Source organism: Corynebacterium sp. ACRQP (assembly GCF_022345915.1).
GTDB lineage: Bacteria > Actinomycetota > Actinomycetes > Mycobacteriales > Mycobacteriaceae > Corynebacterium > Corynebacterium lehmanniae.
In genome coordinates this window covers 19,612-41,901 of sequence record NZ_JAKRMZ010000025.1, presented here as the reverse complement: position 1 = coordinate 41,901, position 22,290 = coordinate 19,612, and the positions used below count along the sequence as shown (strand labels likewise).

The 22,290-nt window shown below is 66.9% G+C and carries 21 protein-coding genes; 12 read left to right on the top strand and 9 right to left on the bottom strand.

Translation table 11 applies throughout. The annotated features are described in order from the left end of the window. Positions 1–573: 573 nt before the first annotated feature. A complete protein-coding gene (locus tag MHY23_RS10035; protein ID WP_239307427.1) occupies positions 574–1,038 on the bottom strand; it encodes an SRPBCC family protein in 465 nt (154 codons plus the stop codon). Positions 1,039–1,303: 265 nt separating this feature from the next. On the opposite strand from MHY23_RS10035, the gene MHY23_RS10030 reads away from it, so the two are divergent. The 7 genes from MHY23_RS10030 to MHY23_RS10000 all read left to right on the top strand — a co-directional run bounded on the left by MHY23_RS10030 (position 1,304) and on the right by MHY23_RS10000 (position 7,632). Continuing rightward, positions 1,304–2,077 (top strand): succinate dehydrogenase cytochrome b subunit, encoded by a 774-nt coding sequence (locus MHY23_RS10030; protein WP_181889683.1) that lies wholly within the window; start codon positions 1,304–1,306, stop codon positions 2,075–2,077. Positions 2,078–2,098: 21 nt separating this feature from the next. Then, entirely contained in the window at positions 2,099–4,177 is a 2,079-nt protein-coding gene (locus MHY23_RS10025) for a fumarate reductase/succinate dehydrogenase flavoprotein subunit (RefSeq protein ID WP_239307426.1), read from the top strand. Continuing rightward, complete coding sequence (locus MHY23_RS10020) at positions 4,177–4,926, top strand: succinate dehydrogenase/fumarate reductase iron-sulfur subunit (protein WP_181889685.1); 750 nt, start codon at positions 4,177–4,179, stop codon at positions 4,924–4,926. Before MHY23_RS10025 ends, MHY23_RS10020 begins: the two co-directional genes overlap by 1 nt. A gap of 87 nt (positions 4,927–5,013) precedes the next feature. Continuing rightward, positions 5,014–5,382 carry a hypothetical protein gene (locus MHY23_RS10015; RefSeq protein ID WP_181889686.1) on the top strand — a complete coding sequence of 123 codons (369 nt, stop codon included), beginning with the start codon at positions 5,014–5,016 and terminating at the stop codon, positions 5,380–5,382. A gap of 89 nt (positions 5,383–5,471) precedes the next feature. Beyond that, positions 5,472–6,755, top strand: a complete 1,284-nt coding sequence (locus MHY23_RS10010; RefSeq protein WP_239307425.1) for a DUF445 domain-containing protein — start codon at positions 5,472–5,474, stop codon at positions 6,753–6,755. A gap of 14 nt (positions 6,756–6,769) precedes the next feature. Beyond that, entirely contained in the window at positions 6,770–7,312 is a 543-nt protein-coding gene (locus MHY23_RS10005) for a CGLAU_01105 family protein (protein ID WP_239307424.1), read from the top strand. Between the two features lie 44 nt (positions 7,313–7,356). Beyond that, complete coding sequence (locus tag MHY23_RS10000; RefSeq protein WP_181890039.1) at positions 7,357–7,632, top strand: DUF2516 family protein; 276 nt, start codon at positions 7,357–7,359, stop codon at positions 7,630–7,632. A gap of 18 nt (positions 7,633–7,650) precedes the next feature. On the opposite strand, the gene MHY23_RS09995 is transcribed toward MHY23_RS10000, so the two are convergent. Genes MHY23_RS09995 through MHY23_RS09985 form a run of 3 tightly spaced genes read right to left on the bottom strand, consistent with a single transcriptional unit; the run spans position 7,651 to position 9,753 of the window. Then, positions 7,651–8,442 (bottom strand): DUF2993 domain-containing protein, encoded by a 792-nt coding sequence (locus MHY23_RS09995; protein ID WP_239307423.1) that lies wholly within the window; start codon positions 8,440–8,442, stop codon positions 7,651–7,653. 10 nt (positions 8,443–8,452) lie between these two features. Then, complete coding sequence (locus MHY23_RS09990; protein WP_239307430.1) at positions 8,453–9,262, bottom strand: class I SAM-dependent methyltransferase; 810 nt, start codon at positions 9,260–9,262, stop codon at positions 8,453–8,455. Then, positions 9,262–9,753 (bottom strand): DUF2505 domain-containing protein, encoded by a 492-nt coding sequence (locus MHY23_RS09985; protein WP_239307422.1) that lies wholly within the window; start codon positions 9,751–9,753, stop codon positions 9,262–9,264. The genes MHY23_RS09990 and MHY23_RS09985 overlap by 1 nt, the downstream gene beginning before the upstream one ends. Before the next feature lie 24 nt (positions 9,754–9,777). Between MHY23_RS09985 and MHY23_RS09980 the strand changes: the two genes are divergently transcribed. Beyond that, positions 9,778–10,779 (top strand): UDP-N-acetylmuramate dehydrogenase, encoded by a 1,002-nt coding sequence (locus tag MHY23_RS09980; RefSeq protein WP_370645847.1) that lies wholly within the window; start codon positions 9,778–9,780, stop codon positions 10,777–10,779. A gap of 63 nt (positions 10,780–10,842) precedes the next feature. On the opposite strand, the gene MHY23_RS09975 is transcribed toward MHY23_RS09980, so the two are convergent. Both MHY23_RS09975 and MHY23_RS09970 read right to left on the bottom strand, forming a co-directional pair. After that, complete coding sequence (locus MHY23_RS09975; RefSeq protein WP_239307420.1) at positions 10,843–12,579, bottom strand: long-chain-fatty-acid--CoA ligase; 1,737 nt, start codon at positions 12,577–12,579, stop codon at positions 10,843–10,845. Between the two features lie 33 nt (positions 12,580–12,612). Continuing rightward, on the bottom strand, positions 12,613–14,307 hold the full coding sequence (locus MHY23_RS09970; RefSeq protein ID WP_239307419.1) for a long-chain-fatty-acid--CoA ligase: 1,695 nt from the start codon (positions 14,305–14,307) through the stop codon (positions 12,613–12,615). Between the two features lie 143 nt (positions 14,308–14,450). On the opposite strand from MHY23_RS09970, the gene MHY23_RS09965 reads away from it, so the two are divergent. Beyond that, positions 14,451–15,437, top strand: coding sequence for a MinD/ParA family protein (locus MHY23_RS09965; RefSeq protein ID WP_239307418.1), 987 nt, complete (start codon positions 14,451–14,453; stop codon positions 15,435–15,437). A 145-nt stretch (positions 15,438–15,582) separates the two neighbouring features. Beyond that, the gene (gene mshA, locus MHY23_RS09960; RefSeq protein WP_239307417.1) at positions 15,583–16,845 is read left to right on the top strand and encodes a D-inositol-3-phosphate glycosyltransferase; all 1,263 of its coding nucleotides are present in this window, start codon (positions 15,583–15,585) and stop codon (positions 16,843–16,845) included. Here mshA and MHY23_RS09955 read toward each other — a convergent pair whose 3' ends face one another. From MHY23_RS09955 to MHY23_RS09945, 3 genes are read right to left on the bottom strand one after another with little or no spacing between them, the layout of a single operon-like run. Then, the gene (locus tag MHY23_RS09955; protein WP_239307416.1) at positions 16,846–17,943 is read right to left on the bottom strand and encodes a S1 family peptidase; all 1,098 of its coding nucleotides are present in this window, start codon (positions 17,941–17,943) and stop codon (positions 16,846–16,848) included. Positions 17,944–18,001: 58 nt separating this feature from the next. After that, a complete protein-coding gene (locus MHY23_RS09950) occupies positions 18,002–19,114 on the bottom strand; it encodes a S1 family peptidase (protein WP_239307415.1) in 1,113 nt (370 codons plus the stop codon). A 52-nt stretch (positions 19,115–19,166) separates the two neighbouring features. After that, the gene (locus tag MHY23_RS09945) at positions 19,167–20,291 is read right to left on the bottom strand and encodes a S1 family peptidase (RefSeq protein WP_239307414.1); all 1,125 of its coding nucleotides are present in this window, start codon (positions 20,289–20,291) and stop codon (positions 19,167–19,169) included. 66 nt (positions 20,292–20,357) lie between these two features. On the opposite strand from MHY23_RS09945, the gene MHY23_RS09940 reads away from it, so the two are divergent. Together MHY23_RS09940 and MHY23_RS09935 are read left to right on the top strand one after the other, a co-directional pair. After that, positions 20,358–21,104, top strand: a complete 747-nt coding sequence (locus MHY23_RS09940; RefSeq protein WP_239307413.1) for a phosphoglyceromutase — start codon at positions 20,358–20,360, stop codon at positions 21,102–21,104. 15 nt (positions 21,105–21,119) lie between these two features. Beyond that, a complete protein-coding gene (locus MHY23_RS09935; protein WP_239307412.1) occupies positions 21,120–22,289 on the top strand; it encodes an ATP-binding protein in 1,170 nt (389 codons plus the stop codon). Position 22,290: the final 1 nt, after the last annotated feature.

Genomic DNA, 22,290 nt, shown 5'->3' with positions numbered 1-22,290 from the left:
AATAAGACCACCACTAGGAGGGTGTCCAAAAAGCCATTGGACTCCGTGTCCAATAAGTCACCAGACTCCATGTCCAATAAGTGACCAGACTCCGCGTCCAAAATGTCCATAGACATAACACGACCCTGCTAGACGATCAGCAATCCCCGATTGTATTTCCCCAGTTCGTAATGAAGTTGATGTTCATTACCAGCGTGACCGTCTAGCAGCGCTTCGACACCGCTAGACGATCAGCGCAGGGCCGGAGTGGGACCAGCCCCGGCGGCGAGGGTGGCACGGCTGGGCTGCTTCAGCGGCAGATCTGCTAGTTCCCCGCCCCGCCCTCCTTCGGGCAACTAGCAGATCTTGCCCGTAGTGAAAGTCGTTGCCGATATCACCTGCGGAAACGAAAAGTTGGACAGTTGATCTGCTAGTTCGCAAATTTGGGGAACTAGCAGATCAGGAGAGCGGGCGGGGCTGGTGTGGGGACGGGGTCGGTGCGGGGACGGTTGGCGAAGCGGCGGGCATGGGAAAGGCGGCCGGCCGGGCGCTGGGTCCGGCGGGCCGCCTTTGGTGACGTCGAGAAGCGAAGGCTTATGCGCCTGCCACTGCCTCGGCGAGGGAGTCGAGGGACTTGGCCAGGAAGTCGTCGTCGAACTTCTCGGTCATCGCGAGGAGGTTCTCCTCCAGCTCATCGCGCTGGTAGGTGAGGGTGACGTTGGTGTTGTCCGCGTCGATCGGCTCGAGCTCGTAGAGCCACTTCGCGCCGACCTTCACCTCTGCGGTGGTGTTTTCCACGTTCTTCCAGCCGATGATGCGGTCGTCCTGGATGGCGAAGACCTCGTTGACGGTCTGGTAGTCGCCGTCCTCCTTGGTCATGTTCATGGTGAAGGTGTCGCCGACGTTCTTCAGGCGCTCGCCCTGGTCGGCGGAGACGACCATGCCGGAGTTGTCCGTCTCGGCGTGGCGCTCGGGGTTGGAGAGGATGTCGAAAATCTCGGCTGCGGGAGCGTCGATCTGGCGGGTTGCTTTGTTTTCAGTGTTCTTGTCGATAGCCATGGCAGCCAGGGTACAGATTTTCGGCGAACGGAGTTGGCGTTGAGGTTAGGTGGGGCTAACCAACCAAAGATTGACACTGAACGGGGTGGAGAATGTGGGGTCTAAGGTGGATCGGCAATGCGGTGACGAAGGTCACATTCAATGTGGTGCGCTGGATGAAGGGCTCAAGTGGGGGTTGAGGCTAGGGGGTGTCTCGGGCAACCTGGCAATCCGGTGTGTATGAGCGGGGGCTATCTCTTAGAGTATTAGCGACACTGGAGGTGCCATGACTGTACAAAACGCAGACCGTGAAGCCATTCGTCACGGAAAAATTACTGAGAAGCCGCTGCGCGAGCGGCCGTCCTACCCCACGTGGGCCGTCAAGCTGACCATGGCGATCACTGGCCTGATCTTCGGCCTGTTCGTCCTCGGCCACATGGTGGGCAACCTGAAGATCTTCATGCCGCTGAACGCCGACGGCTCCGCGCCGATCGACGATTACGGCGAGTTCCTGCGCACGATCGGCGAGCCGCTGTTCCCACGCGAGGGCTTCCTGTGGATTCTCCGCATCATCCTGCTGGCCTGCCTGGTGCTGCACGTGTGGGGCGCATTCACCCTGCGCGCCCGCTCCAACGCGTCCCGCGGCCGCTTCAAGCGCACCAACCTGATGGGCGGGTGGCAGTCCACCGCCACGAAGTCGATGATCTGGACCGGCATCATCCTGCTGCTGTTCATCATCTTCCACCTGCTGGACCTGACTCTCGGCCAGGCTGTCGCCTCCGACGAGTTCGTCCAGGGTGCGGTGCGCAACAACCTGCTCGCCACCTTTGCCCCGGGCCGCTGGTGGGTCACGCTGGTGTACGTGGTTGCCAACCTGGCGCTGCTGCTGCACCTGACGCACGGTATCTACCTTGCGGTGTCCGACCTCGGTTGGCTGGGCAAGCGCGGCGAGGGCCTGATGGTCATCCTCGCGTACATCCTCCCGTTCATCGTTGTCGCAGGCAACGTTGTCATGCCGCTCGCCATCGCGTTCGGCTGGGTCCCGGATTTTTCCAGGTAACGGCTTTTTAGGAGAACAACTATGACTACCTCTATTTCCGGTCTTTCCGGGGCCCAGGGTTCCAACGGCGGGGAGCAGACCTCCGCTGAGGCACAGGGCCAGCAGAGCACCGGCGGCTTCCGCCAGCCCGAGTCTGCAGCTGCAGGCGTGACCCCGGGCAACGTCCTCGAGTCCAACGAGCCGAACCGCGACGAGGTTCGCATGAAGGACATGTGGCAGCACCAGAAGGACCACATGAACCTGGTCTCGCCGCTGAACCGCCGCAAGTTCACCGTCCTGGTGGTCGGCACCGGCCTCTCCGGCGGCGCCGCGGCCGCGGCACTGGGCGAGCTCGGCTACAACGTCAAGGCCTTTACCTACCACGACGCCCCGCGCCGTGCGCACTCCATTGCGGCCCAGGGCGGCGTGAACTCCGCCCGCGGCAAGAAGGTGGACAACGACGGCGCCTACCGCCACACCAAGGACACCGTCAAGGGCGGCGACTACCGCTGCCGCGAGTCCGACTGCTGGCGCCTGGCCGTCGAGTCTGTCCGCGTGATCGACCACATGAACGCCATCGGCGCTCCGTTCGCCCGCGAGTACGGCGGCACCCTGGCCACCCGCTCCTTCGGCGGCGTGCAGGTCTCCCGCACCTACTACACCCGCGGCCAAACAGGCCAGCAGCTGCAGCTGTCCACCGCGTCGTCGCTGCAGCGTCAGATCCACCTGGGCAACGTGGAGATCTTCACCCACCACGACCTGATGGACCTGATCATCACCGAGAAGGACGGCAAGAAGCACTGCGCGGGCATTGTCACCCGCAACCTGATCAACGGTGAGATTGCGCCGTTCACCGGCCACGCTGTCATCCTCGCCACCGGCGGTTACGGCAACGTGTACCACAAGACCACGCTGGCGAAGAACTCCAACTCGTCCGCCATGATGCGCGCGTACGAGCGCGGCGCGTACCTCGCGTCCCCGTGCTTCGTGCAGTTCCACCCGACCGGCCTGCCGGTCAACGCGAAGTGGCAGGCGAAGACGACGCTGATGTCGGAGTCCCTGCGCAACGACGGCCGTATCTGGACCCCGAAGGAAAAGGGCGACGACCGCGACCCGAACACCATCCCGGAGGAGGAGCGCGACTACTTCCTGGAGCGCCGCTACCCGGCCTTCGGCAACCTCGTGCCTCGCGACGTGGCTTCGCGCGCGATCTCCCAGCAGCTCAACGCCGGTTTCGGCGTGGGCCCGCTGCACAACTCCGCGTACCTGGACTTCTCCGACGCCATCGAGCGCCTCGGCGAGGACACCATCCGCGAGCGCTACTCCAACCTGTTCGAGATGTACGAGGACTCCACCGGCGAGGACCCGTACAAGTCCCCGATGCGTATCGCCCCGACCGTCCACTTCACCATGGGCGGCCTGTGGACGGACTTCAACGAGATGACCTCCATCGACGGCCTGTTCGCCGCCGGCGAGTGCTCCTGGACCTACCACGGCGCGAACCGCCTGGGCGCGAACTCGCTGCTGTCCGCTTCTGTGGACGGCTGGTTTACCCTGCCGTTCACGGTGCCGAACTACCTGGCCGACCACCTCGGCGAGGAGAAGCTGGCCGAGGATTCCCGCGAAGCCCAGGACGTGGTGGCTGACGTCACCGAGCGCATCGAGCGCATCATGTCCATCCGCGGCCCGGAGCCGCACGGCCCGGAGCACTTCCACGAGCAGCTCGGCGACATCCTCTACGAGCACTGTGGCGTATCCCGCACGGTGGAGGGCCTGGAGGAGGGCATCCGCAAGATCCGCGCCCTGCGCGAGGACTTCTGGACCAACATCTCAATCCCGGGTTCCCCGAACGACATGAACCAGACGCTGGAGGCTGCACTGCGCCTCGTCGACTACATCAACCTCGGCGAGCTCATGTGCATCGACGCGCTGGACCGCGACGAGTCCTGCGGTGCGCACTACCGTATGGACCACCTCACCGATGACGGCGAGGCAGAGCGTGACGACGATAACTGGTGCTTCGTGTCGGCCTGGGAGCCGGCCGGAGAAGGCCAGTTCATCCGCCACGCAGAACCCCTGCACTTTGATTCGATCCCGCTGATGGCAAGGAACTACAAGTAATGAAACTGACACTTGAAATCTGGCGCCAGGCTGGTCCTGACACCGAGGGCAGCTTCGAGACCGTTCAGGTCGATGACGCTGTGGAGCAGATGTCCATCCTGGAGCTGCTCGACCACGTGAACGAGACCTACGTCGAGCAGGGCAAGGAGCCGTTCGTCTTCGCCTCCGACTGCCGCGAGGGCATCTGCGGCACCTGCGGCCTGCTGGTCAACGGTCGCCCGCACGGCGCAGGCCAGAACACCACTGCCTGCCTGCAGCGCCTGTTCAACTACAAGGACGGCGACACCCTGAAGATCGAGCCGTTCCGCTCCGGCGCGTTCCCGGTGATCAAGGACCTCGCCGTGGACCGCTCCGCGCTGGACCGCGTGATGGAGCAGGGCGGCTACGTCTCCGTCAACGCCGGCACTGCACCGGACGCTGACACCCTGCTGGTCAACCACCACGACGCGGAGACCGCGCTCGACTACGCGGCCTGCATCGGCTGCGGCGCGTGCGTGGCTGCGTGCCCGAACGGCGCTGCGCACCTGTTCACCGGCGCGAAGCTGAAGCACCTGAAGCTGCTGCCGCTGGGTAAGCAGGAGCGTTCCCGCCGCGCCCGCAAGATGGTCGACGAGCTGGAGACCAACTTCGGCCACTGCTCGCTGTACGGCGAGTGCGCCGACGTGTGCCCGGCTGGTATCCCGCTGGATGCGGTCGGCGCAATCAACGCCGAGCGCGCCCGCGCCGCCTTCAAGGGCGGCGACGACTAGGGACGACCACGCGTCCTGTCGTATACTCGAACCATCGCAGCAGCTCACGCTGAAGTCACACCGAAGCTGAAGAAGGAAACAAGAACAATGGGTTCCACCGCAGTTGCAGATATCCGCAACGAGTCCTACCCGGAGTACGTCGGCCGCATCGATGACACCTACATCGACGGCTACGACCCGGTGTCGCTGAGTGCTCCGCACTCTTCCCTGACCCGGAACTCCACCTGGGTTGCAATGGGCCTGATCCTGTCCACCCTCTTCGGCATCGGTCTGGCCGTGTGGGGTGCCGGCGCGATGGTCTACGGTTTCGGCTCCCAGACCCACGACCTGGCCCAGCGCCTGCTGATCCTCGGCATCGTCGAGGCAGTGGTCACCGCCATCCTCGGCGCCATCCTGATCGTCGTGGGCCGCAAGGACTACAAGGCCTACCGCAAGCGCACCGGCCGCGTGAACTAGCCGCGTAGCGCTTCCCGCAAAATGCCCTCTCCACCTGCGGAGGGGGCATTTTTCGTGCCCGTGTCGGCACGCCTGCTTTAATCATGGGCATGAGCGAGCAGCTTTCCATGATGCCCACCCCCACAAACGAGGACGAGCGCCGCCGCGTGCTGCGCAAGCACAAGATCGCGGTGACCAGTCTTCTGGGCCTGATGGCGGTGGTGTTCCTGTCGTGCTCGTGGGCGCAGTCCCAGGGCAACGGCGCGGCCTGGATCGGCTACGTCCGCGCCGCCGCGGAGGCGGGCATGGTCGGCGGTTTGGCGGACTGGTTCGCCGTCACCGCGCTGTTTACGTACCCGATGGGCATCCCCATCCCGCACACCGCGATCATCCCGCGGAAGAAGGACCAGGTCGCCGGGGTGCTCAGCGACTTTGTGTCCGAGAACTTCCTCAACGCCCGCACGATTACCGACAAGGTCATGGCTGCCGGCATCCCGGAGCGGGTGGGGCGCTGGCTTGCCAAGCCGGAGAACGCGGAGCGTGTCAGCGAGGAGGCCGGCAAGTTCACCGTCCGCATGGTCGAGGGCATCGATCCGAAGGAGGCGGAGGCGTTCATCAACACCCAGCTCATCGACCGTTTGGCCGAGCCGATTTGGGGCCCGCCGCTGGGCCGCACCTTGGAGGGGCTGATCGCGGATGGCAAGGTGGACCCGGTGGTGGACGACATTGTCGCCTGGGGTCGCCGCAAGGTCGACGGCATGGAAGAGACCGTGGTCACCATGATCGACGAGCGGATGCCGCGCTGGGCCCCGCGGTTCGCCAAGGAGCTGGTGGGCCAGCGCGTCTACGACGAGATGGTCGCGTTCATGGAGGACGTGGACACCAACCCGCACCACGAGGCGCGCCGTGCGATCCGCCGCCAGATCAACAAGTTCGCCCAGGACCTCCAGTTCGACGGGGAGATGATCTCGCGGGTGGAGGCGCTCAAAGCCGACATCATGGGCTCCGGCGCGGTCACGTCCGCGGCGGGCAGCATCTGGGAGCAAATCTCGGCGTCGATTGTGGCGCAGGCGTCGGATGGGCGAAGCGGGCTTCGTCGTAAAGCTGCTGCTTCGGCGCGCGAGTGGGGGCGAAAGCTTGTCGACGACCCTGCGGTGCGCGCCGACGCAGAGCGGGCCCTGGAGAAGGCCACGCACTTCGCCGCGGACAACGGCGCCGACCAGATCGTGGGCATCATTGCGGAGACCATCGAGCGCTGGGACGGCGAGGAAGCGGCGGAGAAAATTGAGCTCATGGTGGGCAAAGACCTGCAGTTCATCCGCCTCAACGGCACAATCGTCGGTGCACTGGCCGGGCTAGCTATTTACACTGGTTCGCAACTGATCTTCTACTAGCGAAGGAGCGAATGATGACCGAGAACACCAACCTCAACAACAACACCGAAAACAACACAGGCGACGAGGTGCGCAACAACCTCCGCGAGGCCGGCGACGCGCTGCTGTCCGCTGGCTCCGCTATCGGTGCGGCGCTGACGAGGGCCACCGGCGAGCTGTCGGACCGCTTTAAGACCGCCACGGAGGACGCGCGCCAGAACCTGAGCAACGCGAACACCGAGGGCGAGGTGCGCGGCGCCGCCACCAACTTCACGGACGAGGCGGAGAAGCTCTTCAACAGCCTGCGCGAGCGCGACCTGCAGTTCACCGACGACGTGAAGGCGAAGCTGCGCAGCACTATCGACGATGCGCGCGCCGCGTTCAACGAGCGCCTCGACAGCACCCAGACCGAGGGCATTGAGGGCACCGTGGACGACCTGCGCGCCCGCTTCGAGGGCCTGGTGCAGCGCGTCCAGGACCAGTTCGCTGGCGAGAAGACCGGCGGCGATATCATCGACGGCGAAGTTGTGGACAACACCAAGAACGACACCACCGTCAACGTCGAGGACCTGAAGTAAACGCCATGGATACCGCCGCTGTCAGCCAAATTCACCAGATCATGATGCTGCCGTCCCGCGTCGGGATGGTGCTGATGGTGGTGGTGGGCATCGCCGGCATCGTCGGGGCTGTCATGGCGGCCACCACGCGCGCTGACGCCTTCGAGGCGGCGAACCGTCAGTCCAAGGGCGCCTGGGTGGGCATCCTGGTGCTGGCGGCGTTGGCGTGCCTGCTGCGCTTCCCGTTCATCGCGTGGTTCGGCGCAGTGGCCATCGGCATCTACTTCTTCGACGTACGCCCGCAGATCCAGCGCATTGTAAACGGCGACTACGGCTGGTGAGGCGCGCCGCAGCGGCGGCTACGCCGGCTGGGACTCGGGCTGCTCGGGCTGCTGGGGTGCCTGCTCCGGCTGGCCCGGCAGCTGCTGGGACTGCTGCATGTCCTGCAGCTCCTTGAAGTTGACGTTCTCGCCTGAAACCGTAACCCGGAGGCCACCGGGGATGACCGTGAAGTCTTCCACGCTCATCCCGCCGGTGGCCTCTTGTGCGACGCCCTGGGACATGGCGGAGCTGATGGCGTCGGCGACGTCGTCAGGCAAGGCGAAGCCGAACAGCTCGGTGCTGCGGGCCTTGAACGTCAGCTGGCCGTCCTGCATCTCCGGCTGCAGCTCAATCCCCGCGGCACCTGAGGTGAACACGATGGAAAACGTGCCGGCCTCCTCGTTGGACACCACGTCGGAAACCGTGATCACGTTGGCGAGGAAGTTGTCGCCGATCTGATCCTGGATCTGCTGGTTCAGCATGGCGCGCACGAAGTCGTTGGGCAGCTCCGTGGTTAGGCGCACGGACTCGGCCACGGGCTCGCCGTTGTTGAGGCGCACGTTGTCCATGTCCACCACGGACGCCGGGTTGCCGGTGATCTGGTCGCCGTTGATCTGCAGGTCGGACTGCTGGTCCACCGTCATGTGGGGGAACTTCCCGCCGAGCAGGCCGATGGTCACGGGGCTGGCGCCGAAGGACACCGACGTGCCCTCCGGGGCCTGGGAGGTGACCTGGTGGGCGACGAACGCCCGGATGCCTGCCTCCGCCACGATGAACAGCAGCAGCACCGCCACGATGATCGACAGGACAACTTTCCACGCAGTTTTCATGCGGGCCAGTTTACGAAGCAGGAGCGACTGCCAGCCAATCCACAGTGACAAAATTGTCGGCCAAGCGGCGCCGTTGGGGGTGCACCGGCCAGTCCCGGGCCAGGTCTTCGAGGGAGTGGCGCCACCGCACGCGCGGGCCGTGCGGGGCCCAGCCGCTAGCGCGCTCCCAGGCCGCGTCGGCGTCGGCCAGGAACTGGTGTATGGGCTCGCCTGGCACGTTGCGGTGGATCAGCGCCTTGGGCAGCCGCTCCGCCACGTCCGAGGGTTTCGACGTGTGGAAGGGGTCCCAGGACAAGGTCAGCGTGCGGGGACCGGAGGCGTCGAGAAGCAGCCATGCGCAACGCCGCCCCAGCTCGTCGCAGGTGCCTTCGATGAAGAGGCCGCCGGGGGCAAGCACCGCGCACACCGTGCGCCACACGTCCGGGACCTGGTCCACGTCGTACTGCCGCAGCACATTGAAGGCGCGCACCAGGTGGGGGCGGTAGCCGGCGAGCTCGAAGCCGCCGAGTTCGAAGCGGACGCCGTCGCGAGGCGGCAGGACGCGCTCCGGGTTGATCTCCAGCCCCACGACCTCGATGTCGGGGCGGATCTGGCGCAGCCACCCGGCCCACTCCACGGTGGTGGTGTGGGATGCGCCGTAGCCCACGTCCACCGCCAGCGGCGCGGCGGCGGAGCGCAAAAGGGACTGGACCCGCGGGTTAAAGCGGGTCCAGCGGTCTGACCTGCGCAAACGATTCACCCCGGTGGTGCCGCGGGTGATCACCCCGTAGGGCTTGCCGGCGGCACCCGGGGTGGCGCGCAGGTTGTGGTAGTGGGGAATTAGAGGTTCTCGCTAATCCACTGCTCGGTCAGCTTCGCCTCGTTTTCCACGATCTCCTCGAGCGCGTCGGCCACCTTCGGCTCCAGCGCGGCACCCATGAACGGGATGTTCACCTTCGCCTCGAGCTCATAGTCGAGCTTGGTTGCCTCGCCGTCGCGGGTGGCGGTGTACTCGGCGCCCAGGTCCACGGGGGTGCCCTTCACGTCGCCGGTCATGGTGTGCTTGGCGGTGTCGCCGTCCAGCTCGCCGACGGTAACCACGCGCTTGAGCTTCAGGTCCTGGGAGACCATGGCCTGCGCGGCCTCCGGGAGAATGGACTTCGGCAGGATCTCAAACAGGGTGGCGGTATTGTCCGCGAATTCGTTGAGCTCGCCCGGCTCCGGGGAGAGCTTCTCGGCGATGAACTCCCAGTATTCGCGGGCGCTGTAGGCCTGCGCGACCTTCTCGATCGGCTGGTTGATGGTCACAGTGATCTCACTACGTGCAGTCATGGCTCACAGACTACCGTTGTGGACGTGATTGCCCCATCATTCGCCTCCCTGACCACGCTGCGCGTCGGCGGTACCCCGGCCGCGGCCTACGAGTGCCATAGTGCCGACGAGCTCGCCGAAACCGTGGCCAAGCTCGACCGCGACGGCACCCCGCTGCTGGTCGTCGGCGGCGGTTCCAACCTGGTCGTCGCGGACGGTGATCTCGATCTCGCGGCGGTGCTTGTGCGCAACGAGGGCATCTCGCTTATCGACGACCTCCGGTTGCGCGCCCAAGCCGGCACCGAATGGGATGCAGTTGTCGCCTACGCGGTGGAGCACGGACTCGGCGGTATCGAGGCCCTGTCCGGCATCCCCGGCTCCGCCGGCGCGACCCCGGTGCAGAACGTGGGCGCCTACGGCGCGGAGATCGCCGACGTGCTCACCCGCGTGCGGCTTTGGGACCGCGAGACGGGCGTGGACGAGTGGGTGCCTGCGTCGTCGCTGGATTTGGCGTACCGGTACTCCAACCTGAAGTTCACCTCGCGCGCCGTGGTGCTGGAGATTGAGCTGCAGCTGGAAAAGACCGACGAGTCCATCCCCCTGCGCCACCTGGGCGGGGCGCGCGTTTCCTTGGCTGAGGCCCGCGAGTCCGTGTTGGAGACGCGCCGGGCGAAAGGCATGGTGCTCGACGCCGCCGACCACGACACCTGGTCCGCCGGCTCGTTCTTCACCAACCCCGTGGTGCCGTCCGCGCTTGCCGACGAGATCGCCACCCAGGTGGGGGAGGACACCATGCCCCGCTTCGCCGCCGGCGACGGCAAAGAGAAGCTCTCGGCGGCCTGGCTCATCGAGCGCGCCGGCTGCCACCGCGGCTTCCCCGGAGAGGACGCCCCGGCGCGCCTGTCCACCAAGCACACCCTCGCCCTGACCAACCGCGGTAACGCCCGCGCGGCCGACATCGTCGACCTCGCCCGCCGCGTGCAGGCGCAGGTCCGCGACGCGTTCGGGGTGGAGCTGCACCCCGAGCCCGTCTGGGTCGGCCTCTAGGCGTCGGGCCCAGCCCGCTCCGTGCTCCAGCCCCGCCTCCGCCGCGGCCGCGCCGCTGAAGCGCTAGCGCTCGGCGAGCTTGGACAGCAGGTCGTCGCGCACCTCGCGGCGGCGGATCTTGCCCATCTGGTCCTTCGCCAGTTCGTCGAAGTGGTAGAAGGTGCGCGGGACCTTGTAGCGGGTCAGGCGCTCGCGGGCGAAGGCTTTGAGACCGTCGGGGTCGAGGGCGGAGCCGTCGTTAAGCACGATGCAGGCGACGACATCCTCGGAGCCGTCCTCGCGCGGGCGGCCCACGACCGCGACATCGGCGACGTCCGGGTGGGTGCGGATGACCTCCTCGACCTCGGCCGGGTAGACGTTGAAGCCGCCGGTGATGATGAGCTCCTTGATGCGGGAGACCAGCTTGATAAAGCCGTCTTCCTCCATGATCCCCATGTCGCCGGTGCGGAACCAGCCGTCGTGGAAGACCTTTTCGGTGGCTTCGGGGTTGTTGAAGTAGCCGGAGAAGACCTGGGGGCCTTTGGCCAGGATCTCGCCGGCTTCGCCGAACGGCATGTCCTCGTCCGGGTTGTCGGGGTTGACAATGCGGATCTGGGTGTCGGGGAAGGGGATGCCGATGTAGCCGGGGCGGCGGTCGCCGGATTCGGGGTTGCCCACGATGATGGGGGAGGTTTCGGTGAGCCCGTAGCCTTCGACGAGGCGGCCGCCGGTGGCGCGCTCCCAGTCCTCGATGACCTCAGAGGGCAGCGACGACGCGCCGGAGAAGCCGATCTTGACGTCGGAGAGGTCCACGTTTTTCTTCTTCGCCGTTTTCACGATGCGCTCGAAGACGGTAGGCACGCCCGGGATGAAGGTGGGCGGGGTGATGCGGATGGCCTTCATGATCAGGTCCGTCTTCGGTGCCGGCAGGAGCACGAGCTCGGAGCCGACCAGCATGGTCAGCGTCAGGGAGAATGTCAGGCCGTAGGCGTGGAAGAACGGCAGGGTGGCCAGCATGCGCTGGTTGCCTTCTTGCAGCTCCTTGACCCAGGCCTGGCCCTGCAGCGGGTTGGCAATGAGGTTGCGGTGCGACAGCGCCGCGCCCTTCGGGGTGCCGGTGGTGCCGGAGGTGTAGAGGATCACGGCGGTGGAGTCCGCGGTGACCTCCTCGGGCGTTTTCAGGTCGGCGCCTAATCCGCCGATGGCAGAGCTGGTCAGCGACTCCCAGGGCACCGTGTGCAGGGAGGTGTTCTTGCTGGTGGCGGTGAGCGCTCCACGGGCCTCCAGGATCTTGGGCAGCGGGATGCGCAGGGCGAGCTGCTGAGCGCGCGGCATGGCCTTGGTCATGTTCACGCTGACCACGGTTTCCAGCGGGGTGTCCGCGCGCAGCTTCTCCAGCGTGTCGGCGGCTTTGTCCCAGGCGATGGCGACGCGGGCGCCGTGGTCGATGAACTGGGGGCGAAGCTCGTGCGCGGTGTAGAGCGGGTTGTGCTCGACCACCACGCCGCCGATCATCTGCACGGCGAAGAAGGCGGCGACGTGCTGGGGGCAGTTGGGCAGCATGATGGCCACGCGGTCGCCGGGGCGCACGCCGAACGCTTTCAGGCCGGCGGCGGCGCGGCGCACCTCGCGGTCGAGCTCGCCGAAGGTTTGGGTGCGGCCGAAGAAGCGGGTGGCGATCCGGGAGACGTTCTTTGCAAGGTTGTCTTTGTACAGCTCGCCGAGGGTTTTCTCGCCGTATTCCAGCGAGTGCGCGGTCCACTCGGGGTAGTACTGCAGCCAGGGTTTGACGTCGTTGACGTTGGATGGGGTGAGAGCCATGCGCACCACCCTACGCGCTTTGCCGCCCGTAACCTACGGTTGCGTAAGCAACTGCAGTAGCGTGTCGCGCACTTCCCTCCGCCTGATCTTGCCGGTCTGGTCCCTGTTGAGCTGGTCAAAGTGGTAGAAGTCGCGCGGGACCTTGTAGCGGGTCAAGCGCTGCCGGGCGTAGGCCTTGAGGCCGTCGGGGTCGAGGGCGGAGCCGTCGATAAGCGTGATGCAGGCGACGACATCCTCGGAGCCGTCCGGGCGCGGGCGGCCCACGACTGCGATGTCCTCGATGTCCGGGTGGTTGCGCATCACGCCTTCGACCTCGTCGGGGTAGACGTTGAAGCCGCCGGTGATGATCATTTCCTTGATGCGCGCGACCAGTTTGATCCAGCCGTCCGGCTCCATCACCGCCATGTCGCCGGTGCGGAACCAGCCGTCGTGGAACGCGCGCTCGTTGGCTTCGGGGCTGTTGAGGTAGCCGGAAAAGACCTGGGGCCCGCGCGCGAGCAGCTCGCCGGGTTCGCCGTCGGGCATGGTGCGCGACGGGTCGTCGGGGTCGGCGATGCGGATCTCGGTGTTGGGAAACGGCAGGCCGATGTAGCCGGGCCGCCGCGTGCCGTCGAGGGGGTTGCCGGCCAGGATCGGGGCGGTTTCGGTCAGCCCGTAGCCCTCGATCAGGCGCCCGCCGGTGGCGTTTTCCCAGCGCTCGATGGTTTCCACGGGCAGGGTGGACGCGCCGGAGACGGAGGTGTGGATGGACGACAGGTCCGCGTTGGTTTCCACCGCCCACTCGACAATCTTGTCGTAGAGGGTGGGCACGCCCGGCAGCACTGTGGGGCGCGTTTTGGTGATCGCGGCCTGGTAGAGCTTCGGTTTCGGCGCCGGCACAAGCACCATTTCCGCGCCGATGCTCAGCGGCAGCGCGTAGTTCAGCGCGAGGCCGTAGATGTGGAACATTGGCAGCACGCCGAGGACCTTCTCGCGCACCGCGCCCCAATCCTCCATCCACTCCATGCCGGCCTTGAGCACCGCGATGATGTTGCCGTGCGTCAGCGGCGCGCCCTTGGGCCTGCCCGAGGTGCCGGAGGTGTAAAGGATGAACGCGGTGGCGTCCTGAGTGATCTGCGGGAAGTGCACGGAGCGGGAGCGCTGGCGCATGAACTCGCGCCACGGCATCGCGCCGGGGGCGGGTTTGGTCAGCTCGGCGCGCAGCTTGGTCACCGGCGGAATGGGCAGCGCGAGCGCCGCGCGCAGGTGCAGCGGGGTTTCCTCGAGCATGTTCACTGCCACCACGGTCTCAAGCTGGGTGCTTCTGCTTAACGACGAAAACGTCTCCGCCACCCTGTCAAAGACAATCGCTACCCGCGCCCCGTGGTCTTCGAATTGCGGCTGCAGTTCTGCCGCGGTGTAGAGCGGGTTGTGCTCCACCACGGTCGCACCGAGGCGCAGGATGGCGGTGACGGCGATGACGTGCTGCGGGCAATTCGGCAGCGCGACGGCCACGCGGTCTCCGCGGCGCACGCCGAGTTGCGTTAGTGCTGCGGCGGCGCGGGCGACCTGCTCGTTGAGCTGGCTGTAGGTAAGCGTTTTGCCCATGAACCAGGTGGCGGTGCTCTTCGGCTGCATGGCCACCGCCTGGTTGAACCAGCTGACCAGGGTGTCCGTCCCGATGTCGGGGTTGGGGTCGGTCCACTCGGCGTAGTGGTCGATCCAGGCTTTGGTGTCAAAGGCTCCCACGGAAATCCTCCTTGTTGTTAGTTGGGCAAAACAAGTTGGCGACAAGTGTAACCTACGTTGCGGTAAGTTTGTTGCGCTGCAGGGTGGGCGGGTTTGCTCTAGGCTGTGGCGCGAAACCATTCGAGGGGGAATTGGGGGAAACCATGACTACCTATTTCGAGCCGTCCATCGACACCGATGCCGGGTTTGAGCTCACACCGCCCGCAGTGCTGGACCAGTCCAACCTGGTGGACCCGGTGAAGGCGCCGCCCAAGCAGGGCTGGCGCAAACTCATCCACTCCGCCACGCGCGGCCGCATCAACCCGGGAGGCTCCCGGCGGGAGCTGGAGCAGCAGCAGCTTTTCGACGCCATCCGGGCACCCCTGCGCGGCGACTACCGCATCGCCGTGATGAGCCTGAAAGGCGGCGTGGGCAAAACCACCACCACGGTCGCGCTCGGCGGCGTGTTCGCGCAGACCCGCGGCGACCGCGTCATCGCCATCGACGCCAACCCGGACCTGGGCACCCTGGCCCAGCGCGCTGCCACCGCGCCGCCGGCGACCATCCGCGACCTGCTGCAGGCGCCGGGCACGGAGCGCTACCCCCAGGTGCGCGCCTACACCAACCAGGCATCCTCGCGCCTGGAAGTCATCGGCTCCGAGCGCGACCCGGCCGTCAGCGAGGCGTTCTCTGAGGACGACTACCGCCGCGCCATCGACATCCTGCAGCACCACTACAACGTCATCCTCACCGACTGCGGCACAGGCCTGATGCACTCCGCCATGGCCGGCGTGCTCGATCTGGCCAACGCGCTGGTGCTGGTGACCTCGCCGGCGCTCGACGGGGCCCAGTCCGCCTCCGCCACCCTGGACTGGCTGAACCTGCACGGCTACGACCAGCTCGCCGCCAACGCCGTGGTGGTCGTCTCCGCGTCCGCGCCGGGCAAGCCGACCATCGACATGGCCAAGGTCGCCGACCACTTCGCCTCCCGCGCCCGCGCCGTGCACACCATCCCGTACGACCGCCACCTCGCTGAGGGCGCCGTCGTGGACCTGGAGCGCGTCGCACCCGCCACGTTGAAGGCCTACCAGCATCTCGCGGCGACGGTCGCAGCGGACTTCGGCTCCTGGCACCGGCACGCGGCGCTCTGACGGGTGCGGTTCGGGCGTCGCGGCCCCGCCCCGACACTTCGCGGCCGAATCTGTCAGCCGGGCCCTTCCGGCCCAGGTCGGTGCAAACGGCCGCCGTGATCTGTCAGGAACCTAGGTGAAACCCGTGTGCGCTAATCTTGCCCGCATGCGCGTCGCCATGATCTCAATGCACACCTCCCCGCTCGAGCAGCCGGGGACCGGCGACGCCGGCGGCATGAACGTCTACGTCCACAACACCGCCACCCAGCTGGCCCGCAAGGGCACCACGGTGGACGTGTTCACCCGCGCCACCCGCCCCAGCCAGGGCGAGGTGGTGGAGGTGGAGCCCGGCTACCGGGTTATCAACGTGGTGGCCGGGCCCTACGAGGGGCTGGAGAAGCACGACCTGCCCACCCAGCTCGCCGCATTTTCCGGTGGGGTGGTGCAGTTCGCCCGCGCGAACGACGAAAACTACGACCTGATCCATTCCCACTACTGGCTCTCCGGCCAGGTTGGGTGGCTCTTGGCGGACCTCGCGGGCATCCCGCTGGTGCACACCGGGCACACCTGGGCGGCGGTGAAAAACGCCTACGCCACCGACGCTTCCGAGTCTGAGGCGCGCCGCATCTGCGAGCAGCAGCTAGTGGACAACGCCGAGGTCTTAGTGGTCAACACCGAGGACGAGACCAGCGAGCTCGCGCGCTTCTACGACGTGGACCCGGCGAAAATTTCCGTGGTCAGCCCGGGCGCAGACACGGAGCTGTTCACCCCCGGCACGAACCGGAACACGGAGCTTGCGCGGCGCCACCTGGGTATTCCGCTGCACGCGAAGGTGGTGGCGTTTGTGGGCCGGTTGCAGGATTTCAAGGGCCCGCAGGTGCTGATCCAGGCGATGGGGGAGGTTGTGCGCCGCGGCCGGGTCGACGGCCCGCTGCGCGTGATCATCTGCGGCGGCGCGAGTGGCGCGGGCTCGTCGGTGGAGCGCTACCGCGAGCTTGCGGCGTCGGAAGGCATTGGCGGCTGCACCCGCTTCCTCGGGCCGCGCCCGCCGGAGGAGCTGGTTAGCATTTACCAGGCCGCGGACATTGTGGCCGTGCCCAGCTACAACGAAAGTTTCGGGCTCGTGGCGGTGGAGGCGCAGGCCGCGGGCACTCCTGTCGTCGCGGCGCGCGTCGGCGGCCTCCCGCTCGCGGTCGCGGACGGTCAGACGGGCCTGCTCGTCAACGGCCACGGCACGGAGGCGTGGGCGCAAGCACTGGAGCAATTGCTTATCGACGATCCCACGCGCATCCACATGGGCGAACAGGCCGTCAGCCACGCAAAAGCGTTCAGCTGGGCCGCCTCGGCGGACAAACTGATAGAGGTCTACACCGACACTCTGTCCGGCTACGTCCCGGGCGAGGCCACCCGAGACGCCGGCGGGATGTAGCTAGAGGCGCTTGCCGATCTCCTCGCCGAGGGACGCCCCGCCCCAGTAGCCGATGCGGTCGGAGTGGTATCCGATGGCGCGGTTGATCTCCGCCGGGTCGAACTGGCCCTGCGAGGCCTTCTGCGCCAGGCCAGCGGCTTCCTGTTGGGCGTTGTCGACGGCCTTGCGGAGCTCGTCGCGAGGCACCGGCTGCTTGAAGTCGGGGTTGAGGCGCTCGATCTCGGCCGCGACGCGCTCTTCCTCATCCCCGGAGGTGGTGAAGTTCTCGCGCGGCGCGGTGGAGTCGGTGGGGGTGAACACTTCGTTGACGTGGCCGTCGGGGATGCCGTAGGCGTCCTCGATAATGCGGTCCACCGGCTGAGCCTTGCCGAGGGGACCGAGCGTCATGGAGGACACGCCGATGGCGGCGCCGTCGCGGGGGTCGAAGTTCACGCCGCCGGAGTCGCCCTGCACGTAGTTCAGCCCCCAGCTGTAGATGCCGTTTCTTGTGCGGCCGATCTGCTTGGCGCAGGTGCGGCCCGTGGTGGCGCCGTCCTTGCAGATGGGCTGGCCGAAGTTGTCGACCGAGACCTCGCCCGGAGCGAGCGTGCGGAAGTCGCGCACATGCGTGATCTTCACCGGTTCGCCCTGCACGCCGCCGTTGAAGTCGCGGGAGTGGGACAGGCCGGTTTCGGTCACGCCGTCGTCGATGCGCACCACGCCCCAGTCGGCAGTGCGGATGGACTGCATCGGGTCGCTCAGGTTCATGGCTTCCGGGGTGACGTGGTTGGACGCCACGCGCTCGCCGAAGCGCTTGTACTCGGTGCCCACGGGGGCGTAGAACTCGTTTTTCACCTCCGGGAAGCCGGGCATGGTGTTCACGCAATGGGAGACAGTGAGCATCACACGCTGCGGTTCCTCGCCAGGCAGGTGCAGGGTGCCGTTGGGGCCTTGGGAGCAGGTGCCGGCCCAGCCGTCGCGCGGCATGGTCAGTTTCTGGCCGTTGGGCAGGTCGATTGTTTTCGGCGGGTCCTGGGGGAACCCTCGCATCGGCGCGCCGGGTGCGACGAGCGCGGGCGCGGCTTCCGCCGGCGCGGGGAGGGCCTGAAGTGCGAGCATGCTGGCTGCTGCAAGTGCTGTTGCTGGTGTTCGAAGGCTGAATCGCATGAGAATTACCTTAACGTGCAAACCCGGCCCATAGGGCGATATCGTTGCCATGCTTTTCGACGAGCCGCTGAACCTCACCAGCGTCCACCCCGCCACGCAGCGCCCGGCGCGCGGTTTCGTGGGCGGCTTGGCCCGCCTCGTTTACGGCGCGGCGCAGCTCCGTCTTCGGGTTCGGCGGGACGTACCCGGGGTTGAGCTCGCGCGTGGCCCGGTCGATGCGTTCGCGTTCCGCGCCACTGGTGGTGAACTCCGCGCGCGGGGCGGTGCCTGCGATCTGGAACGCCTGGTTGACCTGGCCGTCGGGGATGCCGTAGGCGTCCTCGAGCGCGCGGTCCGCGGCCTGGGAGACGAACAGCGGCCCGATCACGCCATGGGAGGTGCCGATGACGGCGCCGTCACGCGGGTCGAAGTTCACCCCGCCCGAATCGCCCATTTCCGCCGCGACGCCGACGCTGTAGACGGTGTCGCGGCCGCGGGCGATCTGCCTTCCGCAGGACCGTCCGGTGGTGGCGCCGTCTTTGCAGATCGGTTGGCCGAAGTTGTCCACCGAGTACTCGCCGGGGCGAAGCGTGCGGTAGTCGCGGATGCCGGTGAGCTGCACAGGGGCACCCGCAGAACCGCCGGCGGCGTCGCGGGAGTGGGAGAGGTTTGTGGCGGTGGCGGAGTCGTCGATACGCACGAACGCCCAGTCGGGTTCCGTGAGCGCTGCGGGCAGATCGGCGAGCGACTGGGTGTCGGTGGTGGGGCCGCTGTTCGGGCCGCGGGTGCCGATGCGGGTGTAGCCGTCGCCGACCGGCACGGTGACCTCGGTGGACGGCTCCGGCATGCCGGGGATCCGGTTCACGCAGTGCGAGGCGGTGAGCATCACGCGTTGCGGGCCCGTCGGGGTGGCGACGGTGCCGGTCGGGCCCTGCGAGCAGGTGACGGTGTAGAGCTCCGGGGGCGCGTTGAGCCGCTCACCCCACGGCGTGGCCACCTGCGCGGGCGGGTTGACGGCGGGGACGCGGAAGGGGGCGCCGGGTGCGGCGAGCGCGGGCTCCGCGGCCTGTGCCGTGAATGTGGTTAGTGGCGCCGCCAGGCACAACAACAGCGCTGCGGCGGCGAGGGACGCAGGGGTTTTCATACCTCCAGTGTAAGTCCACCGCGCCGGCGTTTCAGGTGGTCAGCGGTGTGATCTAGCGCAGGAATGCGTCGACGGCGCCGCGCACATCGCCCGCGTGCTGCTGCACCGCAGCGTTCGCGCGACCGGCGAGGTCCTGCGCCGCCGCGACCGGATTTTCGGCCTGCGGCAGCTGCGCGGCTTCCGCGCTGAAACGCGCCGCGTCCGCCTGGGCGCCCATCACGGCGCGGTCGAGCAGCTCGCGTGGCTGGGGGCCGTCGACAAGCTGCGGTGCCTTGTCGGGGGAGAACTGCCCGACCTCCTCGTACAACGGCGCGAAGTCGGCGCGCGGGGCAGGGGCCGCCGGGGTGAACGCTTCGTTGACATGGCCGTCGGGGATGCCGTAGGCGTCCTCAAGTGCGCGATCCACCTGCTGCGAGTTGCCGAACGGTCCGAAGCCGATGATGCTCAGCCCCACAGCCTCGCCGGTGCGCGGGTCGTAGTTGATGCCGCCGGAATCGCCCGACTCGTAACCCACGCCGAAGTGCCACACGAAGTTCTGGGTGCGGAACATCTGCACGCCGCACGAGCGGCCGGTGCGCATCCCGTCCTTGCAGATGGGTTGGCCGGCGTTGTCGAAGCTGATCAGCTCGTCGCCGCGCAGGTTGCGGTAGTCCTTCACCCCCGTGATCGCCGCCGGCGCGGACGGGCCGCGGCCCTTCTGATCCACCGACGACGACGCGCCTGACGCCTCCACGCCGGGCGCGAGACGCACCGTGACCCAGTCAGGCTCGTCGATGATGCGGTAGAAGTCCATCAACTCGCCGTTGCCCAGCTCAAACGGGGTGCGTTGCCTATCGACGTCCCCCACCCGCGGGTAGGCCACCTTCCCGCCTTCGCGCAGCGGCGCGAACACGACCGGGCGGACAGTCTTGCTCTTGGACTCCATGCAGTGCGCCGCAGTGACCATCACCTGCTTCGTCTCACCGTCCGGGGTGCGCACGGTACCAACCGGGCCCTGGCTGCACCGCGCGGTGTGGACGAAGGAATCGGAGCCTTCGTCGAGCATGGCGATCGGCGCGCCGGGAGCGGCGAGCGCGGGGGCTGCCGCGGCGGCGGTGGGCGCGGCGGGGGAGGCGAGGGCGACGCAGGCGGCGGCGAGGCTGGCGGCGAGGGCGGAAGCGGAGCGGGGTGAAAACATGCCTTCAGACTCTAAACCCCCGACAAACCCCCGACAGTTTCGCCCATCCGTGGCATGCTTGAAGGCATGGGTAACGGAAAGCTGATTCTCGTTCGCCACGGGCAGAGCGAGTGGAACAAGTCGAACCAGTTCACCGGCTGGGTCGATGTGGACCTGACCGAACAGGGCGAGGCCGAAGCCGTCAACGCCGGCAAGCTCATGGAAGAAAAGGGTGTCCTGCCGGACATCCTGTTCACTTCGCTGCTGCGCCGCGCGATCCGCACTGCGAACATCTCGCTGAACGCGGCTGACCGCCACTGGATCCCGGTGGAGCGCAGCTGGCGCCTCAACGAGCGCCACTACGGCAAGCTCCAGGGCCTGAACAAGGCGGAGATTCGCGAGGAGTTTGGCGAGGAGCAGTTCATGCAGTGGCGCCGCTCCTACGACACCCCGCCGCCGGAGATTGACACGGACAACGAGTACGCGCAGACCAACGACCCGCGCTACGCCTTCCTGCCTGAGGTGCCGCGCACCGAGTGCCTCAAGGACGTGGTGGAGCGCTTCCTGCCGTACTACATCGACGTCATCGCGCCGCACGCCATGGCAGGTAAGAACGTCATGATCGCAGCGCACGGCAACTCGCTGCGCGCGCTGGTGAAGTACCTGGACAACATCTCCGACGAGGAGATCGCCGGGCTGAACATCCCCACTGGCATGCCGCTGGTGTACGAGATCGATGAAAACGGCAAGGTGCTCAACTCGGGCGGCACCTACCTGGACCCGGAGGCCGCTGAGGCTGGCGCCGCTGCTGTGGCGAACCAGGGGCAGAAGTAAGCCTCGAATCACACCGTGACGCCGATTCTCGCTTTTTTCATCGGCGCCGCGCTGACCGTGCCCGCTGTGCTGCTCGGCCAGCGGGCGCTTCGCTGGCGTGCCCGCAACCGGGCGGATGACGGCGGGCAGGACGACACCGCAGCCGCAGTGAGCCAGGTGCTGCACCTGGTTACGCAGGGCTCGCCGACCGGCATTGCCGTCATCAACCGCGCCGGCAAGGTGATGCTGTCCAACGCGCGCGCCCACGACATGTCCATCGTGCACGACGGCAGCGTCAACCCGCGTGTGCTCGAGGTGGCCGAAGAGGTCCTTGAGCAGCAGGAAGAGCAGGTGCTGGACCTGGATTTGCCGCAGCGCACCACGGGCAGCCGCATCCGCAATGTGCGCGCGCTGATTGCGCCGCTGATGCTGACGGACAACTCCTACGCCATCGTGTACGGCTCGGACGAGTCTGAAAACGTGCGCATGGAAAACGCGCGCCGCGACTTCGTAGCAAACGTCTCCCACGAGCTGAAAACCCCGGTCGGCGGCATTGCGCTTCTTGCCGAGGCACTGCTGCAGGACCCGACGGACCCGGAGATGGTGGACTACTTCGGCACCAAGCTACACAAGGAGGCCCACCGCATGGGGGAGATGATCACGGATCTGATCTCCCTGTCCAAGCTTCAGGGCGCCGAGGCGCTGCCGGACATGGCGCCGGTGCGTGTGGACGACATCGTGGACGACGCGGTTGCCCGCAACCTGGTCACCGCTGAAAACCACGGCATCGAGCTCACCCGCGGCCAGCGTTTGGGGCTGCGGGTGATGGGGGATCGGGCGATGCTCACCGTGGCGGTGTCCAACCTGATCACCAACGCGATCAACTATTCGCCGAGCGGGCAGCCGGTGAGCGTGACGCAGAAGCTGGTGCGCGACAATGTGGTGCTGATCCGGGTCACGGACCGCGGCATCGGCATCGCGCCGGAGGACCAGAAGCGCGTGTTCGAGCGGTTCTACAGGGTGGATAAGGCGCGCTCGCGTTCCACGGGCGGCACGGGGCTGGGTTTGGCCATCGTGAAGCACGTGGTGGCGAACCATGGCGGTAGCATTACGTTGTGGTCGAGGCCTGGGACGGGCTCCACGTTCACCATTGAGCTGCCCCTGTATGACCCCGAGGCCGCCGGCAGAGCAGAAAAGGAAGAGTGAA

What these genes read in the sequence shown, in the direction of transcription:
- MHY23_RS09995 (WP_239307423.1), bottom strand. Translation starts at nt 8,442, where the DNA reads ATGAAAACTGCGTGGAAAGTTGTCCTGTCGATCATCGTGGCGGTGCTG.
- MHY23_RS10000 (WP_181890039.1), top strand. Translation starts at nt 7,357, where the DNA reads ATGCTGCCGTCCCGCGTCGGGATGGTGCTGATGGTGGTGGTGGGCATC.
- MHY23_RS10020 (WP_181889685.1), top strand. Translation starts at nt 4,177, where the DNA reads ATGAAACTGACACTTGAAATCTGGCGCCAGGCTGGTCCTGACACCGAG.
- MHY23_RS10010 (WP_239307425.1), top strand. Translation starts at nt 5,472, where the DNA reads ATGAGCGAGCAGCTTTCCATGATGCCCACCCCCACAAACGAGGACGAG.
- MHY23_RS09940 (WP_239307413.1), top strand. Translation starts at nt 20,358, where the DNA reads ATGGGTAACGGAAAGCTGATTCTCGTTCGCCACGGGCAGAGCGAGTGG.
- MHY23_RS09965 (WP_239307418.1), top strand. Translation starts at nt 14,451, where the DNA reads ATGACTACCTATTTCGAGCCGTCCATCGACACCGATGCCGGGTTTGAG.
- MHY23_RS10025 (WP_239307426.1), top strand. Translation starts at nt 2,099, where the DNA reads ATGACTACCTCTATTTCCGGTCTTTCCGGGGCCCAGGGTTCCAACGGC.
- MHY23_RS10005 (WP_239307424.1), top strand. Translation starts at nt 6,770, where the DNA reads ATGACCGAGAACACCAACCTCAACAACAACACCGAAAACAACACAGGC.
- MHY23_RS09955 (WP_239307416.1), bottom strand. Translation starts at nt 17,943, where the DNA reads ATGCTCGCACTTCAGGCCCTCCCCGCGCCGGCGGAAGCCGCGCCCGCG.
- mshA (WP_239307417.1), top strand. Translation starts at nt 15,583, where the DNA reads ATGCGCGTCGCCATGATCTCAATGCACACCTCCCCGCTCGAGCAGCCG.
- MHY23_RS09985 (WP_239307422.1), bottom strand. Translation starts at nt 9,753, where the DNA reads ATGACTGCACGTAGTGAGATCACTGTGACCATCAACCAGCCGATCGAG.
- MHY23_RS10035 (WP_239307427.1), bottom strand. Translation starts at nt 1,038, where the DNA reads ATGGCTATCGACAAGAACACTGAAAACAAAGCAACCCGCCAGATCGAC.
- MHY23_RS09945 (WP_239307414.1), bottom strand. Translation starts at nt 20,291, where the DNA reads ATGTTTTCACCCCGCTCCGCTTCCGCCCTCGCCGCCAGCCTCGCCGCC.
- MHY23_RS09950 (WP_239307415.1), bottom strand. Translation starts at nt 19,114, where the DNA reads ATGAAAACCCCTGCGTCCCTCGCCGCCGCAGCGCTGTTGTTGTGCCTG.
- MHY23_RS10015 (WP_181889686.1), top strand. Translation starts at nt 5,014, where the DNA reads ATGGGTTCCACCGCAGTTGCAGATATCCGCAACGAGTCCTACCCGGAG.
- MHY23_RS10030 (WP_181889683.1), top strand. Translation starts at nt 1,304, where the DNA reads ATGACTGTACAAAACGCAGACCGTGAAGCCATTCGTCACGGAAAAATT.
- MHY23_RS09975 (WP_239307420.1), bottom strand. Translation starts at nt 12,579, where the DNA reads ATGGCTCTCACCCCATCCAACGTCAACGACGTCAAACCCTGGCTGCAG.